The organism is Xenorhabdus japonica (assembly GCF_900115195.1).
GTDB classification, from domain to species: Bacteria; Pseudomonadota; Gammaproteobacteria; order Enterobacterales; family Enterobacteriaceae; genus Xenorhabdus; species Xenorhabdus japonica.
In genome coordinates this window covers 19,903-46,010 of sequence record NZ_FOVO01000019.1, presented here as the reverse complement: position 1 = coordinate 46,010, position 26,108 = coordinate 19,903, and the positions used below count along the sequence as shown (strand labels likewise).

Here is a 26,108-nt window from a genome sequence, read left to right as displayed (position 1 = left end):
ATGACTCCCAGCCATTTTCCATATTATTTTTTTGTCGAAAATGCGAGGTAAGTACGGTTTGCTTTCTGAATATAGCACTGTTTTATGCTTAAATTTCAACAACTATTTTTTGTAAGTCTTCCTAAAAATATCTTTGACAATTTCTAAATCAGTTTCATCATCTTTTTTGGCGACAAAAAAATCGCCTGCATAAGCAGGCGATTTTACAGAATAAAATATCAACCGAAGATTATTCTTCGTCACGCAAAGGTACAATTAACATATCAACATGAACAGTGTTAATAAGCTGGCGAGCTGAAGACATCAACTTGCTCCAAAAATCCTGATGGTGACCACATACAACCAGATCCATATCGTATTGTTTGATAGCATCAACAAGAACTTGCCCTAAATCACCACTACCACTCAATGTTTCATGAACGGGGTAGCCTGCACTGGTAGATAATTCTTTCAGAGAATTACGAGTTTCATCCGCGATACGCTCCTGCATATCGCCAAGGTTTACGTCAATCAGGCCGGTATAAAGATCGGAGTAGTTAACATCAACATGGATCAGGGAAACTTTGGCATTGTACGGTTTCGCCATTGATACGGCTTTCTCCACCAAAATCTGACTTTCTGGAGATAAATCAACCGCAACAAGAATATGTTTGTAAGCCATAAGAACTCCTTCCATAACGTTGATTAAACGGATTGGCAGTGTTAAGCGCCACAATTCGATATTTATACTATAACTGTTCAATGTGTCTTTTGAGTGTTGTTTTGATCACAACTTGTTGTTTTTACCTTCTTTACTAACTGAAAACATAGAATCCGTCCCAGAAAAAACAACATTACTGGCAAATTACCCATAATAGCTGAGTATAGATCCAATAGATTTTCAGTTGCTGTGTAGCCAACAAAGCAGCAACTTGAAATCCATTGGGTATAATATTTAACATAGTTATTATTCAGATTAAAACTTTTCCTATTGGTTTTTTCTTTACTGGCAACTTTTGTTGCCGCGATCAGGAGGGGAAATATGTTCAGTACCACCGCGCTATTTTGGGCAGTTTGCCTTATCTGCATTATTAACATAATTCGCTATTTTTCTTCGCTCCGTGTACTTCTGTCAATTTTGCGCGAATCAGACCCAATGCTGTATCAATCCGTTGATGGAAATGGTTTTTTTAAAACTAGTGGTCAGTTCAACAAACAGTTTCGGCTAGTGCGTTATATCAATTCACAAGGTTATATCAACCATCACAACTCTGACATCGTCTTATTGTGCGAAAGGATGAGGAAGCAATTTATATTGACGGGAATCCTGTGTGGCGTTGTTCTGCTATGTCTTATAGCAATTATGCTTTAACGTAAATTTGAGATATGAATGTGAACAAAAAACAAGAGATAATAAAAAAGGGTCGGCTTGCAATAACGAACAGCCAACCCTTTTTTCTAAGATATGATTAGATCAGTTTCAGGGCGATCCAATACAGTGATCCTGACAATCCAATCGAAATCGGCAGCGTTAAAACCCACGCCAACATGATGTTTTTGATAGTTTTGCTTTGCACACCACCACCATCAACCAACATCGTCCCCGCCACCGCAGAAGAGAGCACTTGCGTTGTGGATACTGGCATACCAGTATAACTGGCAACACCAATAGAAACCGCAGCAGTAACCTGAGCAGAAACACCTTGGGCATAAGTCATGCCTTTTTTGCCAATCTTCTCACCGATAGTCACAGCAACACGTTTCCAACCAACCATTGTGCCCAAAGACAAGGCAAGAGCTACTGCAACAATGATCCACATCGGCGCATATTCCACAGTCTTCAGTATATCTTTGCGATAGCCGTTCAGGAGACCTGCGCCTTTAGGTTCGGTTTCTGGCTGCTTGGCCACATCGCTTGCTGTATCAGCAATGCACATCAACATACGGCGCATTTTGCTACGCTGCTCTGGCGCCAATTCGCTGAAACTCTGGACATTCACCAGCATTTTTTCAGCGGTGTCAAGTACCTCCAATGCACGTGAATTATCGCAATGGAATGTCATATCCTGCTGATCTCCAACAGAAGAAGCGACTGAGGTCGGCTCAATTGCATGCGCAAACGCTGGAGCATTCTGCTTATAATACGTCCGCAAGTTGCCGATAGCATCACGAGTACGAGTGATGTCATAGGTGGGTGAATTCATATTGAGGACAAAACCCGCAGGCGCAACGCCAATCAGAACCAGCATGATCAAACCAATACCTTTCTGACCATCGTTCGCACCGTGGGAAAAACTCACACCAACAGCAGAAAGAATCAAGGCGGTACGTGTCCAGAATGGAGGTTTACGTTTACCATCCTGTTTTTCACGTTCGGCAGGCGTCATGTGGATACGGCGACGTTTTTTCGTACCACTCCAATAGCGACGCAACAAAAACACTATTGCTCCGGCAATCACCAAACCAATCAAAGGTGACAAGATCAAGGACATGAAAATCTGTATCATCTTCGGAATATTCAACGCATCCATCACCGACGAACTGGTCACTATCGCATTGGTCAAACCAATGCCGATGATAGAGCCAATCAACGTATGAGAGCTAGATGCTGGAATACCGAAATACCACGTACCCAAATTCCAGATAATCGCCGCCAGCAGCATGGAAAAAACCATAGCCAAACCGTGAGCTGAACTGACATTTAACAGAAGATCCGTAGGCAGCAGATGCACAATCGCATAAGCGACACTTAATCCACCAAGGAGAACACCCAAAAAGTTAAAAACCCCAGCCATAACAACGGCAAGCTGCGAACGCATCGCACGGGTATAAATAACAGTTGCTACTGCGTTTGCGGTATCATGAAACCCATTGATGGCTTCATAGAAAAGCACAAACAACAGAGCAAGCACTAACATAAGGCCGGTATAAAATTCCAAGCCAGTAAACAGATGTAGCATAAACGTTAAGCCAGTTAGTAGGACATGAACGCGCGCATTATCAGTGACAAACGTTAGCGGGAAAAGAGAAATATGACCTTTTTTTGATTTAATAACGCTCAATCGGCATAGAAACCTTTGTATTTATCAAATATATCAAACAGTTACTTAATTTTAATATTTTAATATTTTTTTGATGAAAAATGATTTTTTACCGTAAAAAGTTAAACCAAATGCATATTTTTCTCTATGGTTCGTGAAAATAGCCCCCACAATGCAGTAATTTCCTACAAATAACTCGGCCAAAAGAGACAGACGAATGGAAAAATTTGATGTAGTTGTTATTGGTGCTGGCGCTGCTGGCTTATTCTGTGCTGCGCAGGCAGGACAAGCTGGATTAAACGTTCTGGTACTGGATAACGGCAAAAAAGCAGGCCGCAAGATTTTGATGTCCGGTGGGGGACGCTGCAATTTTACCAACATGTATACCGAGCCGGCGGCATACCTTTCTGCCAATCCCCATTTTTGTAAGTCAGCACTTGCTCGCTATACCCAATGGGATTTTATTGATCTGGTACAACGTCATGGTATCCCTTATCACGAAAAAACATTGGGGCAGCTTTTCTGTGATGATTCAGCTCAACAAATTATAGACCTATTGTTAAAAGAATGTGAAACAGGGCAAGTCACTATTCAATTGCGCAGTGAAGTCACTTATATCGAGAAGAAAGAGCAGAGCTTTGTTATTACAGCGGCAGGAAAAGAAGTAAGCGCACACTCACTTGTTGTGGCATCCGGGGGATTGTCCATGCCCGGATTGGGAGCCTCTCCTCTGGGTTACCGCATCGCGGAGCAATTTGAACTCAAAATCCTACCTACGTGTGCAGCATTAGTTCCCTTTACCCTACATAAACCACTACTGGATCAACTTCAAACTCTCTCCGGTGTCGCAGTTCCTTCCGTTGTAACTGCAAAAGATGGCACAGTATTCAGGGAAAATATTTTGTTCACCCATCGTGGTCTTTCCGGCCCCGCTATTTTGCAAATTTCCAGCTATTGGCAGCCTGGTGAGTATGTGAGTGTTAACTTACTTCCTGGCACGGATTTAGAAAATTTTCTGGATAAAGAGCGGGAGTCTCATCCCAATCAGAGTTTGAAAAATACCCTGTCTAAATTACTGCCTAAACGTTTGGTCGAATGTTTGCAGTCTCTCGGGCAATTGCCGGAGCTTTCTCTAAAACAACTTAATCCTGCACAGAAAAAAGCGCTGATCACCACCCTGCAATGCTGGCAGGTACAACCGAATGGTACGGAAGGCTATCGCACGGCGGAAGTCACTCTTGGCGGAGTGGATACTAATGAGTTGTCATCAAAAACGATGGAATCTCATAAAGTGAAGGGGTTGTACTTTATTGGAGAAGTAGTTGATGTGACCGGCTGGCTTGGCGGGTATAACTTCCAATGGGCGTGGAGCTCGGCGTGGGCTTGTGCACAAGCGTTGGTGGCTGTGCAACGGCAATAATGTTTGTCCATAGTGAGATAAATTGGATACTCAATACCAATCGTTTTAGTGATATTGAGGTAACCGGATAATCTGACCATTAACGGTTATCTAGGTGTCAACTCTATACCGCCGAAAAAAGCTGGAAGGTTACCCGAAGTCTTCCAGCTTTAATAACCTACTGATCTATACCTTACTCTAGTTCAAATTTAGACACCGCATCCTGTTATAACCATATTTTCAGTGCGTATAAAATGTCATTTGCGTGCCAAAAGAAATTCAAACCAATCATAATATAAGAATAAATAACTGATTAAGTGTATTAAATAATAATTTCGTTAAATACAAAAACAACCTAAAACATTAGAGAAATAATTTGATTATTGCCATTTGGTTTGGAATAATGCGCCCCGCAAACGCAGGGCTGACATTAACTATAAAAATGGCAAAAAACACCTATTATTATCCATAATATCGCTATTTTTCCATAAAATAGACTTAATTACTGTCAGAAACTAACGCATCACTCTCCAACAAAGCCTAAATATTTAATTAAAATAGGCACTATTATTAATTAGATTAAATAATAATTAAAGCCTATCAAAAATTATTGCATTCAATAGAAGAATAAATAATTTAATTAATATTTTTAATTGATAATCCTTTGTAGCGATTACTGAAGAATGAGTGTTAATATGCAAAACTTACCTCACGTCAAAGCACTGTGTGCTATCACACATCCTTACCGTGCTTGTGCCGAATATGACGCATTATTTACTAACGCTATGCGTGAATTGACGCTATACCACTGTGAACATACCTCTGGTTATGAGCAGTGGCTGGCAGAACATGGTCTGGATAAACAAGCGATAATGACGCGGGATGACTGGTCAACTCTGCCCTTGCTATTTGCCAATTATTTCAAGCGTAATCTGATACTCAGTGATAGTGCACGAGATGCGCTGGAACTGACCTCTTCCGGCACCACCGGACAGAAAAGCCGCATGCGCTATGATTCTGAAAGTATTGCGGCCGCCCAGCATATGGTGGACTGTATTTTTGACTATTATGGCTGGAATACCCCTGATCAACCATGTAACTATCTATTGCTTAGCTACGAACCCGCGGGTGCCATCACTCTGGGCACGGCCTACACTGATCAGTTCCTATGCAAATATGCTCCCGTAAATCGAGCCTACTATGCTCTGCGCCATAATGGGCAAGGTAATGAATTCGATCCCTTCGGTACAATTACCGCACTCCAGCAGTTTGCTCAGGAAGGATTGCCTGTGCGTATCTTTGGTTTCCCGGCCTTTTTGTGGTTTACCCTGCAAAGAATGGAGCAAATGGGACTGCCTGCACTGAAATTACATCCGGAATCGCTGGTTTTCCTCGGCGGAGGCTGGAAAACACATGCCGATAAATCCATTCCTAAAAAAGAATTGTATCAACGGTTGACCGAACAACTAGGTATTCCTGATATTCGCTGTCGTGATGGTTATGGTTCAGTTGAACATCCAGTACCTTATGTTGAATGCTCTCACCATAATTTTCATGTCCCAGTCTATGCCCGCGCCTATATACGCCATACCGCTAATTTGACGTGCCAACCTTATGGAGAACCGGGCTTTCTGCATTTTACATCTCCTTATATCACTTCCTGCCCTGCCCACAGCATTGTCACCAGTGACCTGGCTGTGCTGCATTCCGGTAAAAGTTGTGGATGTGAACTTGAAACAGATTGGTTTGAACTGCTTGGCCGAGCAGGTACCAGCAAAAGCCGTAGTTGTGCCATTGCCGCTTCAGAATTGATTGAGAGATCTTGATATGTCTTCCGTAAATATCGTTTCTACAAATACCGTTTCTACAAAAATAATGAATAACCCGGTTTCTTCAAAGTCTTTAGCAGAACAAGAACAGTTGGTCGGACAAAAAATCTCGAAATTACGTGAGCATTTACCTGAGCTGCTGGCACGCCCCCATACTTCTGAGCAGGTACTTGATTGCGCACAACGCTTTGCTGAATATCTTTCCAATCTGAGTGAACATCCCCTGTTTGATGCCCAGACTCGGGAAGCGCTTATCGCTTTTTGCCAACGCGAGGCGCTGGAAGCCAAACTGGCGCGAGAACTCGGACAAAATGCTTTTTCGCTGCGTCGATTCGATTATAACCAGAATCGATATGAGGCTTGGAAGCCATTGGGATTGGTCGTCCATATTACGCCTTCCAATGCTGAACTTCTGCCCTTTATGGCTGTGATAGAGAGTTTGCTGGTGGGTAATATTAACTGGTTACGCCCAAGCAGCAGCGACAACGGGTTTAGTGCACAACTTCTGGCAGAATTTTTAGCCCACGATATTTCAGGTGATTTAGCTAATCGGGTAGCAGTATTGCCGTTGCCAGTGACACAACTGGCAGAACTGTTCAATCAGGCCGATGCTGTTTCTGCTTGGGGCAGTGACTCATCTCTGGCATCCATTCGTGCTCAACTGCCCGCTGGTTGCCGCTGGATAGATTGGGGACATCGCATCAGTATTGCTTGGTTGAGTCCTGAAGCCGTCGATGATGCTCAATTGGATGCCTTGGCTGATGATGTCTGTTGTTATGACCAACAAGCTTGTTCCAGCCCGCAATGTTTGCTGGTCGATAGTGATGAACCTGAAGTTTTAAAACATATCGGACAGCGCATGGCTGCCGCTCTACAACGTCGTGCTGGATTGCATCCAGCCATGAAACAGGATATCCAGGAATCCGCTGAAATTACGACTCAAACGGCTTTCCAACAACTTGATTTCGCGTTTACACCAGTACATGGTGAAATCTGGCGCACCGACGGATGGCGGGTGATATGGCGACATGAAGAGGAATTGGCGGCTTCTCCTCTGTTCCGTACGTTGCAAATACGTCCAGCTCCGCGTCAGCGTCTGTGTTCTATTTTGCAGCCTTGGCGTAACCATCTGCAAAGCTGTGCTTTGATTACCCGTCAAGAACATATCACCGAAATGAGCCATACTTTGTTTGCTGCGGGCATCAGTCGCATTACTCCGGCAGGTCAGATGCATGGCGGCTATAGCGGGGAACCACATGATGGTGTCTACGCACTATCACGCCTTACCAAACGAGTATCTGTCAGCATTGCACCTGAGTTAATGGTGGGTTGCGCTCATCTTGATGTTCCTCCGCCTCGTCCACGCGGGTTAGAAAATCTTCCCGTCATGAATAAGGCCGATTTTCAAGCGTTGGTTCCCAATGATAAAGCCCGCCTGTTTTTCCGCAGTGGTGGCAGCAGTGGTGCACCTAAACTCGCCGCTTACAGCTACCATGATTACCACAGGCAAATGCAGGCAGCCGCCGATGGCGTATTCGCCTCAGGGCTTGAACCCGCAACCGATCGCGTCATGAACCTGTTGTATGGCGGGAAATTGTACGGCGGCATGATGAGCTTTTTCACCATTCTGGATAAATTGGATGTGGCGCAATATCCAATGGGCGGCCCTGCTGATAATGACTTTAGTGAAATCGCTGATTTTATCGTGAGTCAGCGTATTAATACTCTAGTAGGAATGCCAAGCACATTGCATCGGTTATTTCTGAATGAAGCCACCAAATTGCGTCAGTATGGCGGCATTCGTAAGCTCTTTTTGGGCGGTGAACACCTCAATATGAGCCAACGGAACTTCCTGACCAGTTTTGGCGTTACCCTGATATGCTCAACAATTTACGGTTCAGTCGATGCCGGCCCAGTGGGTCATGCGTGCGCAGCCAGCGAGTATGGAGTATTCCATTTAATGGCTGATACCCAGTGGCTGGAAATTCTCAATATAGAGAATGATCAACCTGTGGCAGATGGTGAAACCGGACGTCTGGTATTTACTTCCCTCCACCGAGAGGCGCAGCCCATCCAACGCTACGATTTAGGCGATCTCGGCTGCTGGATTAATCAACCTTGTTCTTGTGGACTGACTTCCCCACGATTCCGGCTTAAAGGGCGCAGTGGCTCCCTGCTGCGGGTAGGAAGTATTTTTTTCAATCTTGCTGATTTATCTGAACAACTGGCATTGCCAGTGCAATGGATAATCGATCATAACAGTGATGGTACTGATGGCATTCAGCTATTGGTTGATCATGCCGAGCCTGCCAAAGTGCTCCAGAGCTTATTGGAAGATCCCCAAATTACCGAAGTTGTTGACGGAAAACTTCTGAGTTTAGACGTTATTTCCACTTCAATTGCTGAATTTCACCGCAATGAACATAGTGGGAAAACACCATTGTTCATCGACTTGCGTAAATATTAATTGAGTAAAATTAAGATGATGACCAGAACGATATTGATTGATTTGCTCCACCATGCGCGCGAGCATTCGGCTTATTACCGAGAGCTATATAAGTCTGTTCCCGAAAATTGGACTCTGGAAGATTTGCCACTCGTACAGCCCAGTGATTACTGGGCACATTCAAACGACTTACAAAAATGGCCTGTATTGACTGCGCCGCTGGAAGGCGGCCATGTGTTTAAAACGGGGGGATCAACCAGCGATGGACGCTTGTCAGTTTTCAGTCAACAAGAATGGACAGCGTTTATTGACTCCTTTGGTCAAGGCATTGCCCGCCAATTAAAAACTGGGGATCGGGTGGCTAATCTGTTTTTTGCTGGTGACCTTTATACCAGCTTTATATTTATCCATGGTGCATTATCAAATGCACCACTCCCCATATTGGAATTTCCTTTCACCTGTAAGGTCGAGGATGAATTGCTGGTTAACAATATCCACCTTCACAACATTAACGTACTGGCAGGTGTACCGGTTCAGCTAATCCATCTGGCTCACTACCTGAAAGATACTGGCCAAACACTGCCGATGGTGGAGACCATCCTTTACGGTGGGGAAAGTTTGTTTGATTCACAGATCGCAATCATACGGCAAGTTTTCCCTCAAGCTCGTTTAGGTTCAATCGGTTGTGCCAGTGTCGATGCCGGCTTAATCGGCTATGCTGATCCAGAATGCAAACAGGGGGAACACCGAGTATTTGGTAACGACACCATTATTGAAATCGTAGATGAAATAAATCATCAACCGATTACTGAACCGGGTAAACGTGGCCTATTAGTTGTCACTAACCTGCAACGACGACTCATGCCTGTAATCCGCTATCCTACTGGTGATATGGCTTGCTGGTGCGAGTCAGAGCAGGCAGGCCGTAAATTCGCCTTGCAAGGACGGGCAAATCAGGGCTACCGCATACGATTTGGCACGCTGTCATTATTCCCTGACGATTTAGCGGCAGAGCTATCACAACAAACAGAGCTTTTGGCCTGGCAATTGGAGCTAAGCCAGAAGGCGGGGCAAGATCAAATCCGATTGTTGGTGGCAAGCCTGCAAGCGGTAGATATTGACACAATACGCCATAGGGTAATGACTGCCTTTCCAAATCTGGACGAAATTTGCACACATCAAAATATGCTGGAGATCGTGCAAACCAATATTGATGGTATGTATACACACCCACGTTCAGGTAAATTGCAACGAGTTGTGGATCTGCGTAGTTATAACTAAAGGTTGAAATCGATGACTATCTTCCATTCCGCTATTCAGATTCGCAGCTATCAGTCAGGCGATGATAAAAAAATCAGCCAATTATTCCGTGAAGTTTACGGCGATTCGTATGTCTATCCTGACATCTATCTGCCAAGACTCATCAATGACAACCAAACCACAGGGCAATGGCACTCGGCCTTAGCATTCCATCAAGGGCGGCTCATTGGTCATGCTTCTCTGGTTAAGGATACCATGCAACAAAATCAGGCAGAGCTGGCACTCATTGCTGTGTATCCCGATTTTCAAGGTTATGGTGTGGCGAAGTCTCTGGGCAGTTATTTATGCGGCTATGCGAAAGAGCAAGGTTATAATTTATTGACAATAAAGCAGGTATGTTCACACCCTAAAAGCCAGTACATCGCCCGAAATTTGGGTTTCTATTCGACGGCTCTGATGCTGGATTATGTCGATTCGCCATTTGGTTTGCCAGAACCTGAAAGTATCATTCAGGGCATTTTGCCGCTTAAATCATTGCCATTACCTAAGCTGAACTGGCCACCGCCTTGGCAGAACTGGGTATCCCAGATCAGTCAATATGTTGGCGAATCATCACTAAATGCACAATCAGCGTATCAGCACTCCATGATTTCTGAGCCTTTTACCATTAAAAAATCCGGGCGACGTTTGGAGATCACTCTATACGATATTCATTCTGACTTTTTATCGGAGGTCATCGATTTTCCCTCCGGACAGTTGATTTATTTGAAACTGCCTGCGTGTGAAGAATCTCTGGGATTGTGTTCATTGCTCAAAAAAGGTGGTTTCCGATTTGCGGGGCTTTGCCCAGACACGCATGATGGATGGTTTTTATTGTGGTTACGAGGCTACCAATTGACGCCATATCAATTTCACGACACGGGTACTCAACATCTCTATCAAATGGAGTTGGGGAATAGTGAACAATACAGCTAACGTGACTAAATCACACTTTTAAACCGTACTTTCAAATTTGATTAAAAAAACACTTTACAAATGATATTGAGAACGATTATCATTCCTGACACTTTCAGTGCACCACCTTCAGGGTCCATGTGAAAGTACGACATTGCTCACATTGCTTCCAGTGTTTACTTTATAGGCCAACTTCATGTTGGCTTTTTTTTGCCTAATATCATCTCCTTTTCATTCAAAAATTTTGAATTTTAAGATTAAATTTACAATCTTTTATATTTCAATCCTTCAACTAGACTACGAAAAAACATTGAGGGATTTTGAAAATGATCTATTTACGTCAATCTTCAGAACGAGGTCATGCCAATCACGGCTGGCTGGACAGTTGGCATACTTTTTCATTTGCCAACTACTATGATGCAAACTTCATGGGATTTTCTGCTCTCAGGGTCATTAATGAAGATGTGATTGATGCTGGTCAGGGATTCGGTATGCACCCTCATAAGGATATGGAAATATTGACTTATGTGCTGTCTGGAACAGTAGAGCATCAGGACAGTATGGGGAACAAAGGGCAAGTGTCTGCGGGAGAATTCCAGATTATGAGTGCGGGAACGGGTATCCGTCACTCAGAATATAACCCACAGCATGATAGCCCACTACACCTTTACCAGATTTGGATCATGCCGGAAAAAATGGGACTTACTCCCCGCTATGAGCAACACCGCTTTGATACCACCGAAGGCCGCCAATTAGTTCTCTCTCCTGATGCCCGTACTGGCTCCCTGAAAGTTTTTCAGGATATGACATTATGGCGTTGGACATTAAAAAATGGCGAAAATGATGAATATAAGATGGAAAAAACACGAATCATCTGGATTCAGGTCGTTTATGGTGAAGTCATGATCAATGGAATACGGGCTACCACCAGCGATGGTGTTGCTATCTGGGATGAGTCTCATCTTCAATTAACTGCTAACCAAGAAAGTGAGATCCTACTGTTCGACTTACCATCCAACTAATGCTGGGTTTTATTTCACTGGATTTCACTGTATTGCGAAATATAGATTAAAAAAGAACTCTATCTCACTGAGTAGAGTTCTTTTATGGAAGGCTTAAATTTAATCAGATAGGCACTTTAAATAGGCACTACAGTTTAGGGCCTGCTTTTACCAATGCAGCACCCGCAGTAGTATCGGTATATTTATCAAAGTTATCGATAAAGCGCTGTGCCAGATCTTTTGCCTTCACATCCCATTCGGATTTATCAGCATAGGTATTGCGTGGGTCCAAAATGCCCGTATCTACATCCGGCAATGTGATCGGTACGGCCAGATCAAAAATCGGCAGTTGAATGGTATCCGCATCTTCAATGTCGCCAGTGAGAATCGCATCAATAATCGCACGGGTATCTTTGATGGAAATTCGTTTGCCCGTGCCATTCCAACCCGTATTGACCAGATAGGCTTTCGCACCTGATGACTGCATACGCTTAACCAGAACTTCCGCATATTGTGTCGGATGCAGTGACAGGAATGCCGCACCGAAACAAGCTGAGAAAGTTGGTGTGGGTTCCGTTACTCCGCGTTCAGTTCCCGCCAATTTCGCCGTAAAGCCAGACAGGAAATGATATTGGGTCTGTTCTGGGGTCAAGCGGGAAACCGGAGGCAGTACTCCGAATGCATCTGCGGTCAGGAAAATGACTTTAGTCGCGTGCCCTGCTTTTGATACAGGTTTAACGATGTTTTCAATGTGGTAAATCGGATAAGAAACACGGGTATTTTCTGTTTTGGAACCATCATTGAAATCAACCGTACCATCTGCCAGTACAGTGACGTTTTCCAGCAAGGCATCACGGCAAATAGCGTGATAGATGTCCGGCTCAGCCTCTTTGGACAGATTGATGGTTTTTGCGTAGCAGCCACCTTCAAAGTTAAACACGCCGTCATCATCCCAGCCATGTTCATCATCACCGATCAACTTACGTTTCGGATCAGTGGAAAGAGTGGTTTTCCCCGTCCCGGAAAGACCGAAGAAAATAGCAACATCACCTTTCTCGCCCACGTTGGCAGAACAGTGCATGGAAGCAATACCTTTCAGTGGCAACAGGTAGTTCATCATTGAGAACATCCCTTTTTTCATTTCACCACCGTACCAAGTACCACCGATCAACTGCATACGTTCTGTCAGGTTAAAAGCAACAAAATTTTCAGAGTTCAGCCCCTGCTCTTTCCACTGTGGATTCGTGCATTTCGCTCCATTCATCACAATAAAATCAGGTGTGAAGCCAACTAACTTTTCGTCTGAGGGACGGATAAACATATTTTTTACAAAATGTGCCTGCCACGCCACTTCAGTGATAAAACGTACTTTCAGACGCGTATCCGCATTGGCTCCGCAGAAAGCATCGACAATAAACAAACGTTTGCCTGAAAGTTGCTGAGTAACCAAATCCTTAAGATGAGACCAGGTTTCCTGACTGAGCGGCTTATTATCGTTCTTTCCTTTACCTTGATCAGCCCACCAGACGGTATCACGGGTAATATCATCGCGGACAATGTATTTATCTTTCGGGGAACGCCCAGTGAAAATACCTGTATCCACCGCGATAGCACCGAGATTAGTCAATGTGCCACGCTCATACCCTTGTAGTGAGGATTGAGTTTCTTCAGAGAATAACAGCTCATAACTTGGGTTATAAACAATTTCACTAACACCACAAATACCATAAACCGCAAGTTCCTGCTCAGTAATGCCTGTAACGCTCATTTGTTGCTCCTGGTCAGTTATACTTTATCTCTGTGGGGATAATAAATAATTATGACTAATTAACCGCGATTGTTATCAAAAAATTGAAATCACATTACTTTTTTTGAATTTATATGAGACACAGAACACGAAATTGGGAGAATAATTTACATAAAAAGGGCGTACTTAACGCCCCATAGAAATCCATTAATTATATAATCAGTGCCAATACCACAATATAATTACTCTCTCTTCGCAGCCTTTATTTCACTGATATCTTTCTCTCCGAAAATATCGTTCTCTTCGAAAATATAGTGCGTACCACAGAATTCACATTCCATGTCGATTTTGCCATCTTTATGCAAAATTTCCTGGAGATGGGCTTCTGGTAACGTTACCAAAGAATCAGCACAACGTTGCCGGGAGCAGGTGCAACGGAATTCTACCTGCTGAGGTTCATATAGCATGACATCTTCTTCATGATAAAGACGATACAAAACCTCTTTCGCATCCAGCGTAAACAGCTCTTCTCCCTTAATGGTTGCAGTCAGTTGCACCAAGTGGTCAAGCATGTCTTCACTGTTTTCTTGCTCCCCCGGCAGGCTCTGCAATAACATACCGCCCGCTGCCATTTTTCCATCCTGCATCCCAGTACGGATAAACAGGCGGGTTGGCAACTGCTCTGACTGTTTGAAATACGTATCCAGACACTTCGCCAACGTATCACCTTCCAGTGCCACAACTCCCTGATAACGCTCACCTTCGGTTGGTGTCACAGTGATGACCATATAGCCATTGCCAAGCATATCGCGCAGGCTACTTGCCGCATTAACTTCACCATCAATGCGAGCTGTGCCACGCATCTGTTGCAGGTTGTTGCCATTAATCACTGCCAGTTTAACCGGCCCATCACCCTGAATTTGTACTGTGATGTCCCCATTAAATTTCAGTGTGGCTGTCAACAAACTGGTTGCGACCAACAATTCACCCAATAGCTGCTGTACGGGTTGAGGAAAATGATGATTCTCCAGCATCCGTTGGTAAGTTTCACTAACGGAAACGAGTTCACCCCTGACAGAATGGCTTTCAAATAAGAAACGGTGTAATTGGTCATGCTTGGTCATAAATCTCTCTCATTCCACTGAGGCGGTGATACTCTTTCTCTTTATTGAGTATCTTCCGACCCATTTAATTTTGTGTTCTTGAATTTTATTAGTGTACGCCGTTCTTTTTTATCTGGACGGCGATCAGGATGCGGCATCGTGAGCACGTTCATTTTACGAGCCAATGCCATTTTTTCCCGATTGGTAATACTTTCTACCGTTTCCTGATAAAGTTGCTGGGCTTCGGTGGCACTACGCCTGCGACTGCTCAGTGCCAAGACGATCACCGTTTTTTCATCATTTCCCTGACGCAATTTGATCTTTGCATTCAACTCAACCAGTTTACTCGGCTTACTTCTCTGCCCATTATAATGAATTTTTCCCCCTTCAATCATTTCACGCGCGATAGAACGGGTTTTATAAAAACGGGCAGCCCACAGCCATTTATCAAGGCGAACAGCCTGATCGGTATCTGAATTCTGCATGGATATTTCTCCCAATGATCTAATCCACATGCTTAATCGGCGCTGGCAAAAAACAAACTGAGGGTAACACAGCCCACCGTGTCATCGCCAATCCATCGGCGTCGGAGGTAAGTTGAAACAGTTATCATAGTATTGAGTGATATGCTGAATACGTCGTTGGTTCTTCTTCTTTTTCTTGATAATCAATATGGTATTAATGACCAACATTGAAAACAATGTCACCAGCAGTAGACAACTTCCCAGATAACGAATGAAAGACGAAGAATCCGGTTCACCGTGCAACATGATATGACGAGTCCCATTAGGATCGACTGACAATCCTGTCACAATCCCCTCAGTTTGAAATGGTGTTCTCATCAACATCTCTAAGATATCACTCAATTCGTACCACTGATCTAAAGCTGAGAAGTCGAATATATAATTTGTCCGCGACGGGTATTCAACGAATAATTTATTTTCATCACTACGCAGCAAAACGCCTCCCGGAGATGGACTGTTTATAAGAGCAACCACCTTATTAATCTCCTGAAGGATAAATGAATTAGTAGTGTCATTAACCAGCTTTTCCAACGCATCAGCACTGATAGAACGCAACAATACGTTGGTTCCATCCAACTTTCCTGTTTCAGCATCTTTCAACAATTCATCCCAATTTTTGGCATTGCCCAAATTGGTCAGCGCATTTTTCAAACGCTCACAATCAGGATCGTGAGAAAAGTAGTCGCACATTTTATGCGTATTCGAGATGATTTGTGAAAAATTGTCGAGCAGGATCATGCCCGATTTAGTAATGGATTGACTCAGTTCAGGGTTAATTTTCCGGTTACGTTCATTTGGATGCAACTGCTCATCGACCACTTTTATCAGTTCTGAGATATATTCAATAACTTCGGATTCCACTATCGGTAGTGGAATTTCACTATTCAAATAAATACCAGAACAATCAAATGGCGCGAATATTGTCATATCGAACTGGTGCAGAACCCTGGGCGGAGAATAACACATCCCAACTCCTTTGACCTTCAACACATCCCCTTTCTTCAACGGCATATTTTGTAGCTCATTGAAATTGCTAATAACCTTAGTATTGCTGCCATATAACCAAGCCAAACTAAACCGCATGGATAAACTCACTGGCTGGAAAAAGTAAAGCACAAGCATGGCAATGATAGAAAAAGACACCAGAATAAAGTTCTTACTGTAACGCTGATAAGGATGGTGCTTCTCTTCTTCATGCAAAGAGAGATAATGCCCCTGCCGCACAACATGGCAGTTGGTATACATGTCGATATCTGTATTCTGATCAAGATCATGGGAAATATAAGGCTCCCAATGTTCGGGGTATATCAGATCAATACCGCCCAAAGAGATATTTTTTCTTTGCTTCTGCTCAAATTCGCTGAATACCCCCCATCGCTTCGGAATGCCACTGAAGCAATGAACATCTGCCAGTTTTCGGCCAGAGGGTGATCGAAAATATGACCAGAAGCCCCCCAGAATGAACAGGAACGCCGCCAACATTAACCACGGAAGCATTGGGATAGGCACGAAAAGAGCCACAAACCATAGTGACAAACCAACACACACCAGAGTGCTTTCTTGAGTGCCTGTTGGTTTTCGCAAACGATGTTCTTCCAATGTCTCTTTACGGGCATACAGTAAATTAGCATTCGAATTGCCATTTTTTTGAATGGAAGCATGCTCGGTTTTTGCCGCTGCCCGCGTGATGGATATATCTTTCTGATAATCTTTCAGAGAGTGATCATTAATAGCGATGACAAGCGGTATTGATGTCGTTTGTACAATCTCAATCGTATTTTGTTGCTTGATGAATGATTCAAGCCATACAGGCAAATGTATTTCCATTTCATCAATATAATAGCGCCAATGGTGCACTCCATCCGTTGCAGCAGAAAACCGGGTAACAGGATGAGTGATGGTATAAACATTATTATATTTAATGGGCAGCACCGGATAATCAGCCCTATCCCTGCTACCCGTCTTCATCCGGAGACGGGCACTTCGCGCATAAGATTCTATAGCTTGATATTCATCGGTATTCAGCTTACGACTGGTTGTTTTAGCGATTAACTGTAAATAACGCGCGTTATCAAGGCGCCTCCACCTGAAAGTCAGAAAGGAAGCCATTATAATCAGACTAATGATAAAAATAGCCAATATAATGACCAATGAGTTCATTTTTTCTCCATGCCGATAACAGCAGTACAGAGATCAGAAGAATAATGATCTCTTAAGACACATAAAATCAGGCTATTCCTATTCTTGCCTTCTATATTTTAATTTTAGTTACAAAAGGTTATATAAATTTTCTAAAACCTTTTCATAAAATGTGGTCTTTTTGCAAGGGCAAAATAGCAACAAAAATACATTCAAGCGATAATCGCTATCATTTATTAACATAATCAGCCATATTAAAGCAAAGTTTGAATGCGTGTCCCATTTCATCACAACACTTAAATCAAACATTAATATTTAAGTTATTGGGCACATTATTATTTTCAATTATCCAGTATATAACCAACCATCAGGGGCAAGCATGATTGATTTGAAAAAACCTAAGATACTGAATATAAATAACATTGCCCACTCACACTTATTCAATATTCAATCTGTTGATCTTGAATTCAGCAATGGTGTAAAACGAGTTTATGAACGAATGAAACCAACAAATCGTGAAGCAGTGCTAATTATTCCGGTTATTGGCGATGAATTAATTCTTATTCATGAATATGCTGTTGGCATTGAACAATACGAATTAGGTTTCCCAAAGGGTGCCATTGATGCTGGAGAGAGCATTTTTGACGCTGCCAATCGTGAATTGAAGGAAGAAATTGGTTTCGGGGCGGAAAAATTGGAGCTGTTAACAAAATTGACTATGGCACCATCCTATTTCTCCAGTAAAATGAATATCGTGATTGCTCATGATCTTTATCCAGAATGTCTGAAAGGAGATGAGCCTGAACCACTGGTGCAGATTCGATGGCCAATCTCTGACATGATGTCATTGCTGGAACATCCCGATTTCAACGAAGCCAGAAATGTCAGCGCTCTATTTTTTGCCCAGCGATACTTGAAAGCAGAAAATAATGGTAAATATTAACCCATTAAATTTCTAAAAACGGGTAGGTAAAATTGATATCCCAATACCAATTTGGTACCCGTTTTAGACAAAAACATAGAAATAAAAAATAAATATTTGAATTAACGTAATGTCTAATTTGATGAATGTAAGTAATCTTAATGACACTCATGATAAAATAATTTTGTTTATTAAAAATAATAAATAAACACCTTAACTATATCTTTAATATTAATTTTCATCATAATCATATATCTTCTATTAAAATATCTCTCTTATTAAGCAGCAATATATTTCTGTTAATCATATTGAAATAAAATCATTTTTTAAAAACGATCAGAGCCTAAATATATTTTAGGCTAGATAAACATCACTGACAGGCCATAGTGTACCCATGCTTATAAGCAAACTGAACATAATCCATAGTTATGGATTTGGAATAGGAATATTTTTTTCTCTGACCATTTTTTCTATTCAAAAGGTAATCATTTATGGCAAATAAGATAGAATCACGGATTAGTTACAAAACTCTCTTTAACGATAATCAGGATCTCTACTGCTTTCCGGGGTTACCCGAAGCCAATGATGGGCCTTTGGCCTACTTAGTCGATTTATATCAACAAATAAGGATATTTGAGAAGAGCGCAGATAAAGACAGCGCCCGATTTCTCAACCAACGGCGACCAGATATTGAAAAATTGCTGCTTGATAGCACTAATCTAAATAAAACCAGCAAGTTACTTCCAATAGTCATTGAGGCTCTCGCCGAAAAAGTACAAGCGCATATCAATAAAAAACAGCCCTTGCCTTCCTCATTGGCTGAGATTCACTATCCGCTTTCACTGCCATTTCATTTTCCGTTGAAGCAAACTACGGCAGTATTGGCAGAAAAAGAAATTTCATTGTTGGATCTAATACAGCAAGCCGATAGTCAATATCCCAATTTTATTGATGGTAATCTGAGCGTTGATTCACTGCAAACGGCCATGATGATCAGCAGCACTCTGGCGCCAAAACTGCAAGCCTTGCTATTAGCAGAATCACAAAGCAACCAAAAAGATTTCTTCGATAAATATTACGGTCTCAAAGGTGACGCAAGTGAAGCAGCAGTTTCCCTGTCGCGCCTGACAGTATTCACCCAACAAACGGGACTGAATGCTAAAGAAGTGGAACGCCTATTTGCTGTTAATGGTATTTCAGAAAATACGGTGACACACAGCACTGTCGTTTATTCCAGCAATGTTGCTAAACCAGAAAATACCGATAAAGATTTCCCTTCCGGCGCCAATTATGCCGCTTCCTATATCAATGCTGGTAAGGCTCCGGCTCTTTATCAGGAAAAAACCAAAGATAAAGACACCGCTAAAGATGTCATTCAAATTAAGGGAGTCAACAATGATAGGTTTGATCGTATCCAGCGTTTCCTGCATATTCAGAAAGCCCTGAAACTCAGCTATGAACACCTCGATCTATTATTAACAACGGCGTGTCAGGCAGAAAAACAGACTGAATTTTTAATCACGAAAGCAACACTGCGCGTTTTAGGGGTATTTCTGCATTTCCAGCAAGAATACAACACCACCGCAGAGCAGTTTGCTGCGTTTATCGGTCATGTCACGCCCTATTCTCTTGAAGAACAACGCTCTTTCTTTGATCGATTGTTTAATACATCAGGATTGTCACAACAAGCTGCGTCTTCTTCCGTGCTTGTGCTGGACAATCAGGAATTTGATCCCAACGCTACAGAAGGGCCTGATGCATTAACCCTTAACCAATTATGCAATGGGCTGAATATTGATGATGCAACCTGCCAGATATTACTTTCTTTTGTCGTACAGGCTCAGGGGCTACAAAAGCCCAAACGTTCACTGAATGTTGTGTCAGCACTGTATCGCTTGGTTGCATTGCCACGTTTGTTGCACTTGTCAGTTAAAGAAGGCTTAGGGCTGTTCTTATTGCTAAACCGTGATAATAAAAATTACCTGCAACAACTGGCAGGTATCCCTGTATTGGCTAAAGATGCCAATGCCGTTGATATCCTTGATGTGCTGATTGCAGTCATGAATGCCACACAGTGGGTCAAACGCCATAAATTCTCACCCTTATCGCTTAACTTGTTACTGACGCCTTATCAATCTAACGGCAATATCGCAGCGGATATTGAAAATATCGATTGGATCAGAAAAATCAGATCAGTGATACCTGATGCCAGTAGTGCCCTACTGAGCGAAGATAAAATAGCCTCCGCCATGCAAGGTTTTCAGGCGAAAAAAACGCCGATCATCTGGATGACCGCGCTCGCTAAATTAGTGGACGAAAAACTCGGCATTGTTCTCAACAATGTGATTGCAACCGATAGCGGAACAGAAAAAGAAGTAAGTAAAATTCTCAAAGAACTGGCTCAAGATGCAGCCTGGGAGCAACAAGGCGACACTTGGACACAAACCTTAACGACTTTGCTTATTAATGCATTTATTGCCCAACAAGACCTGATTATTAATGCTGTCAGTCATGCTTTTAATATTGATAGTTCCCTTTCTGTACCACTATTGAAATGGACCGGTAACAGTCAAGCTGATTTCCTACGCAATACCATTGCGCTGGCACGTCGTTCTAATGATCAGCAGCAGAAGGCGGCTGCTATTACCGCATGGTACGACCTCAATCGTTATGCCACTATTTGCGATTTATTCAAACTGACAGAAAAAAGCATACAGACGGTAATTGACCATCCTGACTGGTTTAAGTTGAATCAGAAAGACGGAAAACTTCGCGCCCTTGATTTGACCTTCCTCCATCGTCTAAGCCGTTACGGTGACTGGCTGAATTTACTACCAGAAAATAAAACCGAAGATGACGTTATCTATTATCTGCATCAAGCCAACCAGGTTGGACAAAATCCTCCCGTTCCAAACGCTTGGACAGCCGAGCAAGCGGCCTCTAATTTGGCAGGACTAATTGGCTGGACAGAAAAGGAAGTGCTACGGGCAGCCAGTTATTTTGACCTGAAGGTGGCACAAAATGCCGTTGGTGTCAGTACCATCATGCGCCTTAAGGCATTGGCAGAAAAAAGTGAAATCTCTGCCCAACCATTATTGGATGTTGCCAAGCTGACGACACAATCCAGCTATAATCATTGGAATCAAGTCAGCAGCGCCTTATTTGCGGTCACATCCTCCAAAATACAAGCCAAATTGGAAGGTTCACTCAATGAAATCTGGCGTGATGCGCTGATAGAATATTTATTGCGCTGTTGGGCACCTTCTGATAACTCTTTGTCGGATATTACAACGATTGAAGATCTCTCAAACTATTTTCTGACCGATGTACAGGTTGCCGCAGAAGTTGATACCAGTCGGGTGGCTTTCTGTATTGCCAGTTTACAGCGCTATCTTTTCCGACTCTTTTCTCATCTGGAAATAGGCTATGATGCCCAACCCATCACAGATGAACGGATAGAATACTGGAATCGCTATCTGAGCCAATACAGCCACTGGCAAGTTTGGCAGATGCAAAGAAACTTCCCGGAAAACTTTATCGATCCAGCACACCATCTGCGTAAAACCCGCGCCTTTGCTGATCTGGAAAACGATCTAGGTCAATCCCGTTTGAATAACGATATGATCCAAACGGCTATTCTGCGTTATTTGACCGAGTTTGAGCGGATAAGTAATCTGCAAATCATCAGCGGCTATATTGATGGTACTGATCCCAAAAATGATCACTACCACTTTGTTGGTAAAAATAATGCCGAACCGGTGGAATATTACTGGCGTTCACTCGATATTAATATACGCGATAGCAATAACGTGATCAGTCCACTGGCATGGAGTGAATGGGAAAAAATTACGCTATCTCTCTCAGGAACATTGCTGGCAATACGGCCAATCGTTATTTCTGGTCGCCAATATGCAATCTGGGTCGAGCGTGAAGCAACGCCGCTAATGGGGGTGGATCAGAAACCTACCGATTATCGTGCCATCAACGTGAAATTTACCTTTAAACAAAGCAATGGTGAATGGAGCGCTCCTAACGAGTTATTCCGTCTGGATGGTACGGATGCCAACGGTGAATACCCAACTACAGAAGGTAAACGCGTTCCCGATAAAGATAACCCTTATTTGAAGGATGAAAAATATAAACCCGCTCTGATCGCAATGGTGGATGTGCAACGCAAAGGTGATCCCTGGATGGGTGTCTTGTTGTATGACACCGAGAAAAAAGACAGCAGCGCATGGGTAAAAAACAAAGATTATTATCTTGAATTGCGTGATTTATTATTGGTAGATAAAAAATCGCTTAATCAAGAAGATGAGAAAAAACTCGTTACAACGTGGCATAAACTCTTTAGCAATCCCGATACCTTACAACATCATTATGCCGGTACAGATAAGTTTGTAACCACCAAAGTAACCGATAAAAAAACCGGACATAAATTTTTCAGTCTTTCGCCATTTAAATCCCCTATCTTAACTTTAGACGTCAGGCTGGACGAAACGAAAACCAAGCTTCTGTTAACGGGCAAGAATACGTTGGTCAAACGTAATATCGTGAATAACGGAACAAAACCGATTAATCCCAACAAACTCCCTACCAAAGACCTCCTGTGGACAATTAATACCAATGAGATTCATATTGAAGCCCAAATACCCGCCAGTGATACGGGTCTGAAAACGTTTAATTTTGAATGGAAAGGGAGAGACGTTCCAACAGATGTATTCACCATAAGCTATGATGAAACAAAACTCTTCCAGCTATTACCCAATGAGTGGAAAGATTACAAAATCACTAAAAGCTGTGATCTCTCATGGGTCAATGGAGATGCATTCCAGCTTAGTACTCAATGGGATATAGGGGATGACAAAAAGCTGTCCATATCAATCGAAGGAAATAATACGTCTATAGATAGTGCAAAATACGCAACCCAGGGTGAAGTCAAATATGCTAAATCTCACTTGATCCTTGCTACATATCCAGAGGAAAAAGCGCTATTCACCAAAGAATTATCGTTAAACGGTCAAGCATCAACGGGAGAAATCGAATTTCCTCTTAAGCCAAATATCAATAAGTACTTTTTTAATTTGGCTACTTTTTTGATGCTGGATCCCGATAATCCAAAAGATTCTATTGTGATGTTTATTGAGAATATATACGAAATTAATCTCGAAGACGGCGATAAAATCTCATCCATTACACTGCAAAGAAATGAACAACAAGCGCAATATCTGGATATCAAAACGCTTGATTTCAACTCCACTGCGATTAGATTGAACACGCTATTTGGCAAACAACTGGTTTCACGGGCAACGCAATCCATTGAGCGTGTGCTGGCATGGGATACCCAATCCCTGCCCGAACCTGCATTAGATGACAAAACATCACCGACCAAAGTCGATTTTAACGGTGCCAATGGGCAATATTTCTGGGAACTCTTCTTCCATCTGCCTTTCTTGGTTTCTGCTCGACTCCGTGAAGAGCAGCGCTTCTATGATTCCCGTCGCTGGTTTATAAACTATCTGTTTGATCCCTATGGGAGCATACGGATGTGGAATTCCCGCCCCATAATCGAAAGTGGCAGTAATTTGCCTCCATCAATCATAAACGCTGATCCAGATACCGTCGCCTACAGCCAGCCAATTTATTATCAGAAATCGCTGTTCCATTTCCTGATCAAACTTTGGATACAGGAGGGAGATAATCTTTATCGACAACTGACCAGAGACAGCCTCAACGAAGCGGGTTTATGCTATCAACAAGCACTGCAACTGCTCGGAACATTACCGGAAGGTTTGGATGCAACCCGCTGGCATCCCGTGACTCTCGACAAGATCAAAACCAACTTTCAGGCCAATTCCCGAGCTGTTGATAGCCTATTTATGTCACCCTTTAATACCCAATTAATCGAGCTCCAAAAAACGCTGGAAAATAGACTCTATAACTTGCGTCACGGATTGACTTTGGATGGAAAAGTACTTCCCCTGCCACTTTATGCTAGTGCGACAGATCCAGACAGTTTGATGCAAAGAAATGCCGGCTATGTCACCAGCATACTAGGCAATATGCAGCAACAAGTTCCTCCTTATCGCTTCCCAATAATGTTAAAACGCGCCAATGCTGCGGTGAAACAGTTAATAGAAATGGGGCACCGATTACTTCAAGCCATCGAAAGCGAGGTCAATGCAGAACAGGAAGTATTGGAGCAATCACAGGTACTTAGATTGTCTGAGTTTGCCATTGAGTTGCAACAAGAAGCGGTTCAGATGGCCCAGATGGGTAAAGCAACTCTGGAGGAAAGCAAGGAGATGGCTCAAGAAAGATATGAGCATTATCATCACCTCTATGAAGAAAACCTTTCTTCTCTAGAGATCTCCTCCATCAGCCTGAAAACTGCGTCAGAAGTTGCCAAATTGGCTGCCGCACCATTCTACGTCACAGGAGCGGCACTGGAAGTTATTCCCAATATTTTTGGTATGGCCATGGGGGGAGCCAAATACTCTTCTCCAGTTACCACTGCCGCAATTATTGCTCAACTCACAGCTGAAAGCTTAGATATTGCTGCCGAAAGATTACAGGATGGAGCAGACTACCAACGCCGCCGCCAAGAGTGGGAAATTGAATACAAACAGGCACAAAGCGAGATCAATATTATTGAGATGCAATTGAAAGAGCAGGAATTGCTGATCAAAAGTGCCCAAACTGCATTGAGGGAAGCTCAGGCACAGCAAGCCACGGCTCGTGAACTTTATGAGTTTATGACAACAGGGTTCCTGATTGTTCCAACTTACCAATGGCTGATGGGCCGTCTCGCAGCCCTGTATGCTCCGGCTTATGATGCCGTACTTTCCATGTGTCTGACGGCGGAAAGAAGCTGGCGTTATGAAGTCGGTGATTATCAACGGCAGGGTTTTATCAAAACCACAGCATGGAATGATTCTTACCGAGGCCTGTTGGCAGGGGAATCATTGCAGTTAGATCTCCTACAAATGGAAAGTGCATGGCTGCAACGCAATGAACGCCATTTGAATATCAAGAAAACGATCTCACTCAGTGATTTACTGTCAGGGAATGAACTTAAGAATCAGATTGTTAATAAAAAAGCAGTTAGCTTTAATCTGGATTCCAAACTGTTTGACAATAATTATCCTGGACACTACCTGCGCCAGGTTAAACAGATTTCTGTTTCGATATCACTGGATTCACTGAATCTCGATTCAGTCTTGTCATCGGAAATTAGTGCTATCTTGACGCAAACCAGCAGCTCGACGCTAACCAATGCCGATATGGACGGCGTAAACTGGCTCTATGATCCAACAAGAAAAGCAGGTAATAGCAAAAATGTTGTGAATAATTTGCGTGCTCAACAACAAATCGCACTCTCTTCCTTAGATGAAAATGATGATGGTGGTGTGGCTAAAGAGAATTGGTTATGTACCTTGATGTTTGATGATAACCGTTACTTACCTTTCGAAGGAACAGGAGCCATTTCAACTTGGACGCTGGAATTCCCTGATCAGCATGTGATCGATAACATCTTCTATTACCCGGCATTTATCCCGATATGGCGGTTAAAAGATATCAAGATTCACATTCACTATACGGCGGTCGATGGAGGCAAACAATTTGCTAAGGCCGTAAAAGATAAAATCAAGAAGAAATAGCGCCAAAATGTCCACTCAATAGAGAGCAATCGTTAATAATCGATTGAAATTTAAGATAACAAAAAAGCCCCGTCAATTTTAGATGGGGCTTTTTTATTTGATTTAT

15 protein-coding genes are annotated in these 26,108 nt (G+C 42.8%); 9 read left to right on the top strand and 6 right to left on the bottom strand.

The features are described 5' to 3' along the window. Window positions 1-229 precede the first annotated feature (229 nt). Window positions 230-661, bottom strand: coding sequence for a universal stress protein UspA (uspA, locus tag BM135_RS09115; protein WP_092519444.1), 432 nt, complete (start codon window positions 659-661; stop codon window positions 230-232). Window positions 662-1,021: 360 nt separating this feature from the next. Here uspA and uspB point away from each other — a divergent pair, with 360 nt between their 5' ends. After that, window positions 1,022-1,351 (top strand): universal stress protein UspB, encoded by a 330-nt coding sequence (gene uspB / locus BM135_RS09110; RefSeq protein WP_092519443.1) that lies wholly within the window; start codon window positions 1,022-1,024, stop codon window positions 1,349-1,351. Between the two features lie 97 nt (window positions 1,352-1,448). Here the strand turns inward: uspB and pitA are convergent, their stop codons facing one another. Further along, complete coding sequence (gene pitA, locus BM135_RS09105) at window positions 1,449-2,939, bottom strand: inorganic phosphate transporter PitA (RefSeq protein ID WP_092519442.1); 1,491 nt, start codon at window positions 2,937-2,939, stop codon at window positions 1,449-1,451. A 298-nt stretch (window positions 2,940-3,237) separates the two neighbouring features. Here pitA and BM135_RS09100 point away from each other — a divergent pair, with 298 nt between their 5' ends. The 6 genes from BM135_RS09100 to BM135_RS09075 all read left to right on the top strand — a co-directional run bounded on the left by BM135_RS09100 (window position 3,238) and on the right by BM135_RS09075 (window position 11,930). Then, window positions 3,238-4,440 (top strand): BaiN/RdsA family NAD(P)/FAD-dependent oxidoreductase, encoded by a 1,203-nt coding sequence (locus BM135_RS09100; protein ID WP_092519441.1) that lies wholly within the window; start codon window positions 3,238-3,240, stop codon window positions 4,438-4,440. 674 nt (window positions 4,441-5,114) lie between these two features. Further along, window positions 5,115-6,245: a LuxE/PaaK family acyltransferase gene (locus tag BM135_RS09095; protein WP_092519440.1), complete on the top strand. Its 1,131-nt coding sequence runs from the start codon at window positions 5,115-5,117 to the stop codon at window positions 6,243-6,245. A gap of 1 nt (window position 6,246) precedes the next feature. Continuing rightward, window positions 6,247-8,715, top strand: coding sequence for an acyl-CoA reductase (locus BM135_RS09090; protein WP_092519439.1), 2,469 nt, complete (start codon window positions 6,247-6,249; stop codon window positions 8,713-8,715). A 15-nt stretch (window positions 8,716-8,730) separates the two neighbouring features. Beyond that, window positions 8,731-9,975 (top strand): phenylacetate--CoA ligase family protein, encoded by a 1,245-nt coding sequence (locus BM135_RS09085; RefSeq protein WP_092519438.1) that lies wholly within the window; start codon window positions 8,731-8,733, stop codon window positions 9,973-9,975. Between the two features lie 12 nt (window positions 9,976-9,987). Then, window positions 9,988-10,929 carry a GNAT family N-acetyltransferase gene (locus BM135_RS09080; RefSeq protein ID WP_092519437.1) on the top strand — a complete coding sequence of 314 codons (942 nt, stop codon included), beginning with the start codon at window positions 9,988-9,990 and terminating at the stop codon, window positions 10,927-10,929. A gap of 305 nt (window positions 10,930-11,234) precedes the next feature. Beyond that, window positions 11,235-11,930 carry a pirin family protein gene (locus BM135_RS09075; protein ID WP_092519436.1) on the top strand — a complete coding sequence of 232 codons (696 nt, stop codon included), beginning with the start codon at window positions 11,235-11,237 and terminating at the stop codon, window positions 11,928-11,930. A 127-nt stretch (window positions 11,931-12,057) separates the two neighbouring features. On the opposite strand, the gene pckA is transcribed toward BM135_RS09075, so the two are convergent. The 4 genes from pckA to BM135_RS09055 form a co-directional block, all read right to left on the bottom strand. Next, window positions 12,058-13,677 (bottom strand): phosphoenolpyruvate carboxykinase (ATP), encoded by a 1,620-nt coding sequence (gene pckA / locus BM135_RS09070; RefSeq protein WP_092519435.1) that lies wholly within the window; start codon window positions 13,675-13,677, stop codon window positions 12,058-12,060. Window positions 13,678-13,898: 221 nt separating this feature from the next. Continuing rightward, on the bottom strand, window positions 13,899-14,780 hold the full coding sequence (gene hslO / locus BM135_RS09065) for an Hsp33 family molecular chaperone HslO (RefSeq protein ID WP_092519434.1): 882 nt from the start codon (window positions 14,778-14,780) through the stop codon (window positions 13,899-13,901). A 41-nt stretch (window positions 14,781-14,821) separates the two neighbouring features. After that, entirely contained in the window at window positions 14,822-15,244 is a 423-nt protein-coding gene (gene hslR, locus BM135_RS09060; protein ID WP_092519433.1) for a ribosome-associated heat shock protein Hsp15, read from the bottom strand. An 81-nt stretch (window positions 15,245-15,325) separates the two neighbouring features. After that, window positions 15,326-17,443, bottom strand: coding sequence for an IgaA/UmoB family intracellular growth attenuator (locus BM135_RS09055; RefSeq protein WP_092519432.1), 2,118 nt, complete (start codon window positions 17,441-17,443; stop codon window positions 15,326-15,328). Window positions 17,444-17,801: 358 nt separating this feature from the next. Between BM135_RS09055 and nudE the strand changes: the two genes are divergently transcribed. Both nudE and BM135_RS09045 read left to right on the top strand, forming a co-directional pair. Further along, on the top strand, window positions 17,802-18,365 hold the full coding sequence (gene nudE, locus BM135_RS09050) for an ADP compounds hydrolase NudE (protein WP_092519431.1): 564 nt from the start codon (window positions 17,802-17,804) through the stop codon (window positions 18,363-18,365). Window positions 18,366-18,835: 470 nt separating this feature from the next. Further along, complete coding sequence (locus BM135_RS09045) at window positions 18,836-26,002, top strand: Tc toxin subunit A-related protein (RefSeq protein WP_092519430.1); 7,167 nt, start codon at window positions 18,836-18,838, stop codon at window positions 26,000-26,002. Window positions 26,003-26,108 lie beyond the last annotated feature (106 nt).

Bases quoted from the DNA above. Each gene is read 5' to 3' on its own strand.
- uspA (WP_092519444.1), bottom strand. From the start codon at position 661: ATGGCTTACAAACATATTCTTGTTGCGGTTGATTTATCTCCAGAAAGT.
- BM135_RS09080 (WP_092519437.1), top strand. From the start codon at position 9,988: ATGACTATCTTCCATTCCGCTATTCAGATTCGCAGCTATCAGTCAGGC.
- BM135_RS09045 (WP_092519430.1), top strand. From the start codon at position 18,836: ATGGCAAATAAGATAGAATCACGGATTAGTTACAAAACTCTCTTTAAC.
- BM135_RS09085 (WP_092519438.1), top strand. From the start codon at position 8,731: ATGATGACCAGAACGATATTGATTGATTTGCTCCACCATGCGCGCGAG.
- BM135_RS09075 (WP_092519436.1), top strand. From the start codon at position 11,235: ATGATCTATTTACGTCAATCTTCAGAACGAGGTCATGCCAATCACGGC.
- BM135_RS09055 (WP_092519432.1), bottom strand. From the start codon at position 17,443: ATGAACTCATTGGTCATTATATTGGCTATTTTTATCATTAGTCTGATT.
- pitA (WP_092519442.1), bottom strand. From the start codon at position 2,939: ATGCTACATCTGTTTACTGGCTTGGAATTTTATACCGGCCTTATGTTA.
- uspB (WP_092519443.1), top strand. From the start codon at position 1,022: ATGTTCAGTACCACCGCGCTATTTTGGGCAGTTTGCCTTATCTGCATT.
- hslO (WP_092519434.1), bottom strand. From the start codon at position 14,780: ATGACCAAGCATGACCAATTACACCGTTTCTTATTTGAAAGCCATTCT.
- hslR (WP_092519433.1), bottom strand. From the start codon at position 15,244: ATGCAGAATTCAGATACCGATCAGGCTGTTCGCCTTGATAAATGGCTG.
- nudE (WP_092519431.1), top strand. From the start codon at position 17,802: ATGATTGATTTGAAAAAACCTAAGATACTGAATATAAATAACATTGCC.
- BM135_RS09100 (WP_092519441.1), top strand. From the start codon at position 3,238: ATGGAAAAATTTGATGTAGTTGTTATTGGTGCTGGCGCTGCTGGCTTA.
- BM135_RS09095 (WP_092519440.1), top strand. From the start codon at position 5,115: ATGCAAAACTTACCTCACGTCAAAGCACTGTGTGCTATCACACATCCT.
- BM135_RS09090 (WP_092519439.1), top strand. From the start codon at position 6,247: ATGTCTTCCGTAAATATCGTTTCTACAAATACCGTTTCTACAAAAATA.
- pckA (WP_092519435.1), bottom strand. From the start codon at position 13,677: ATGAGCGTTACAGGCATTACTGAGCAGGAACTTGCGGTTTATGGTATT.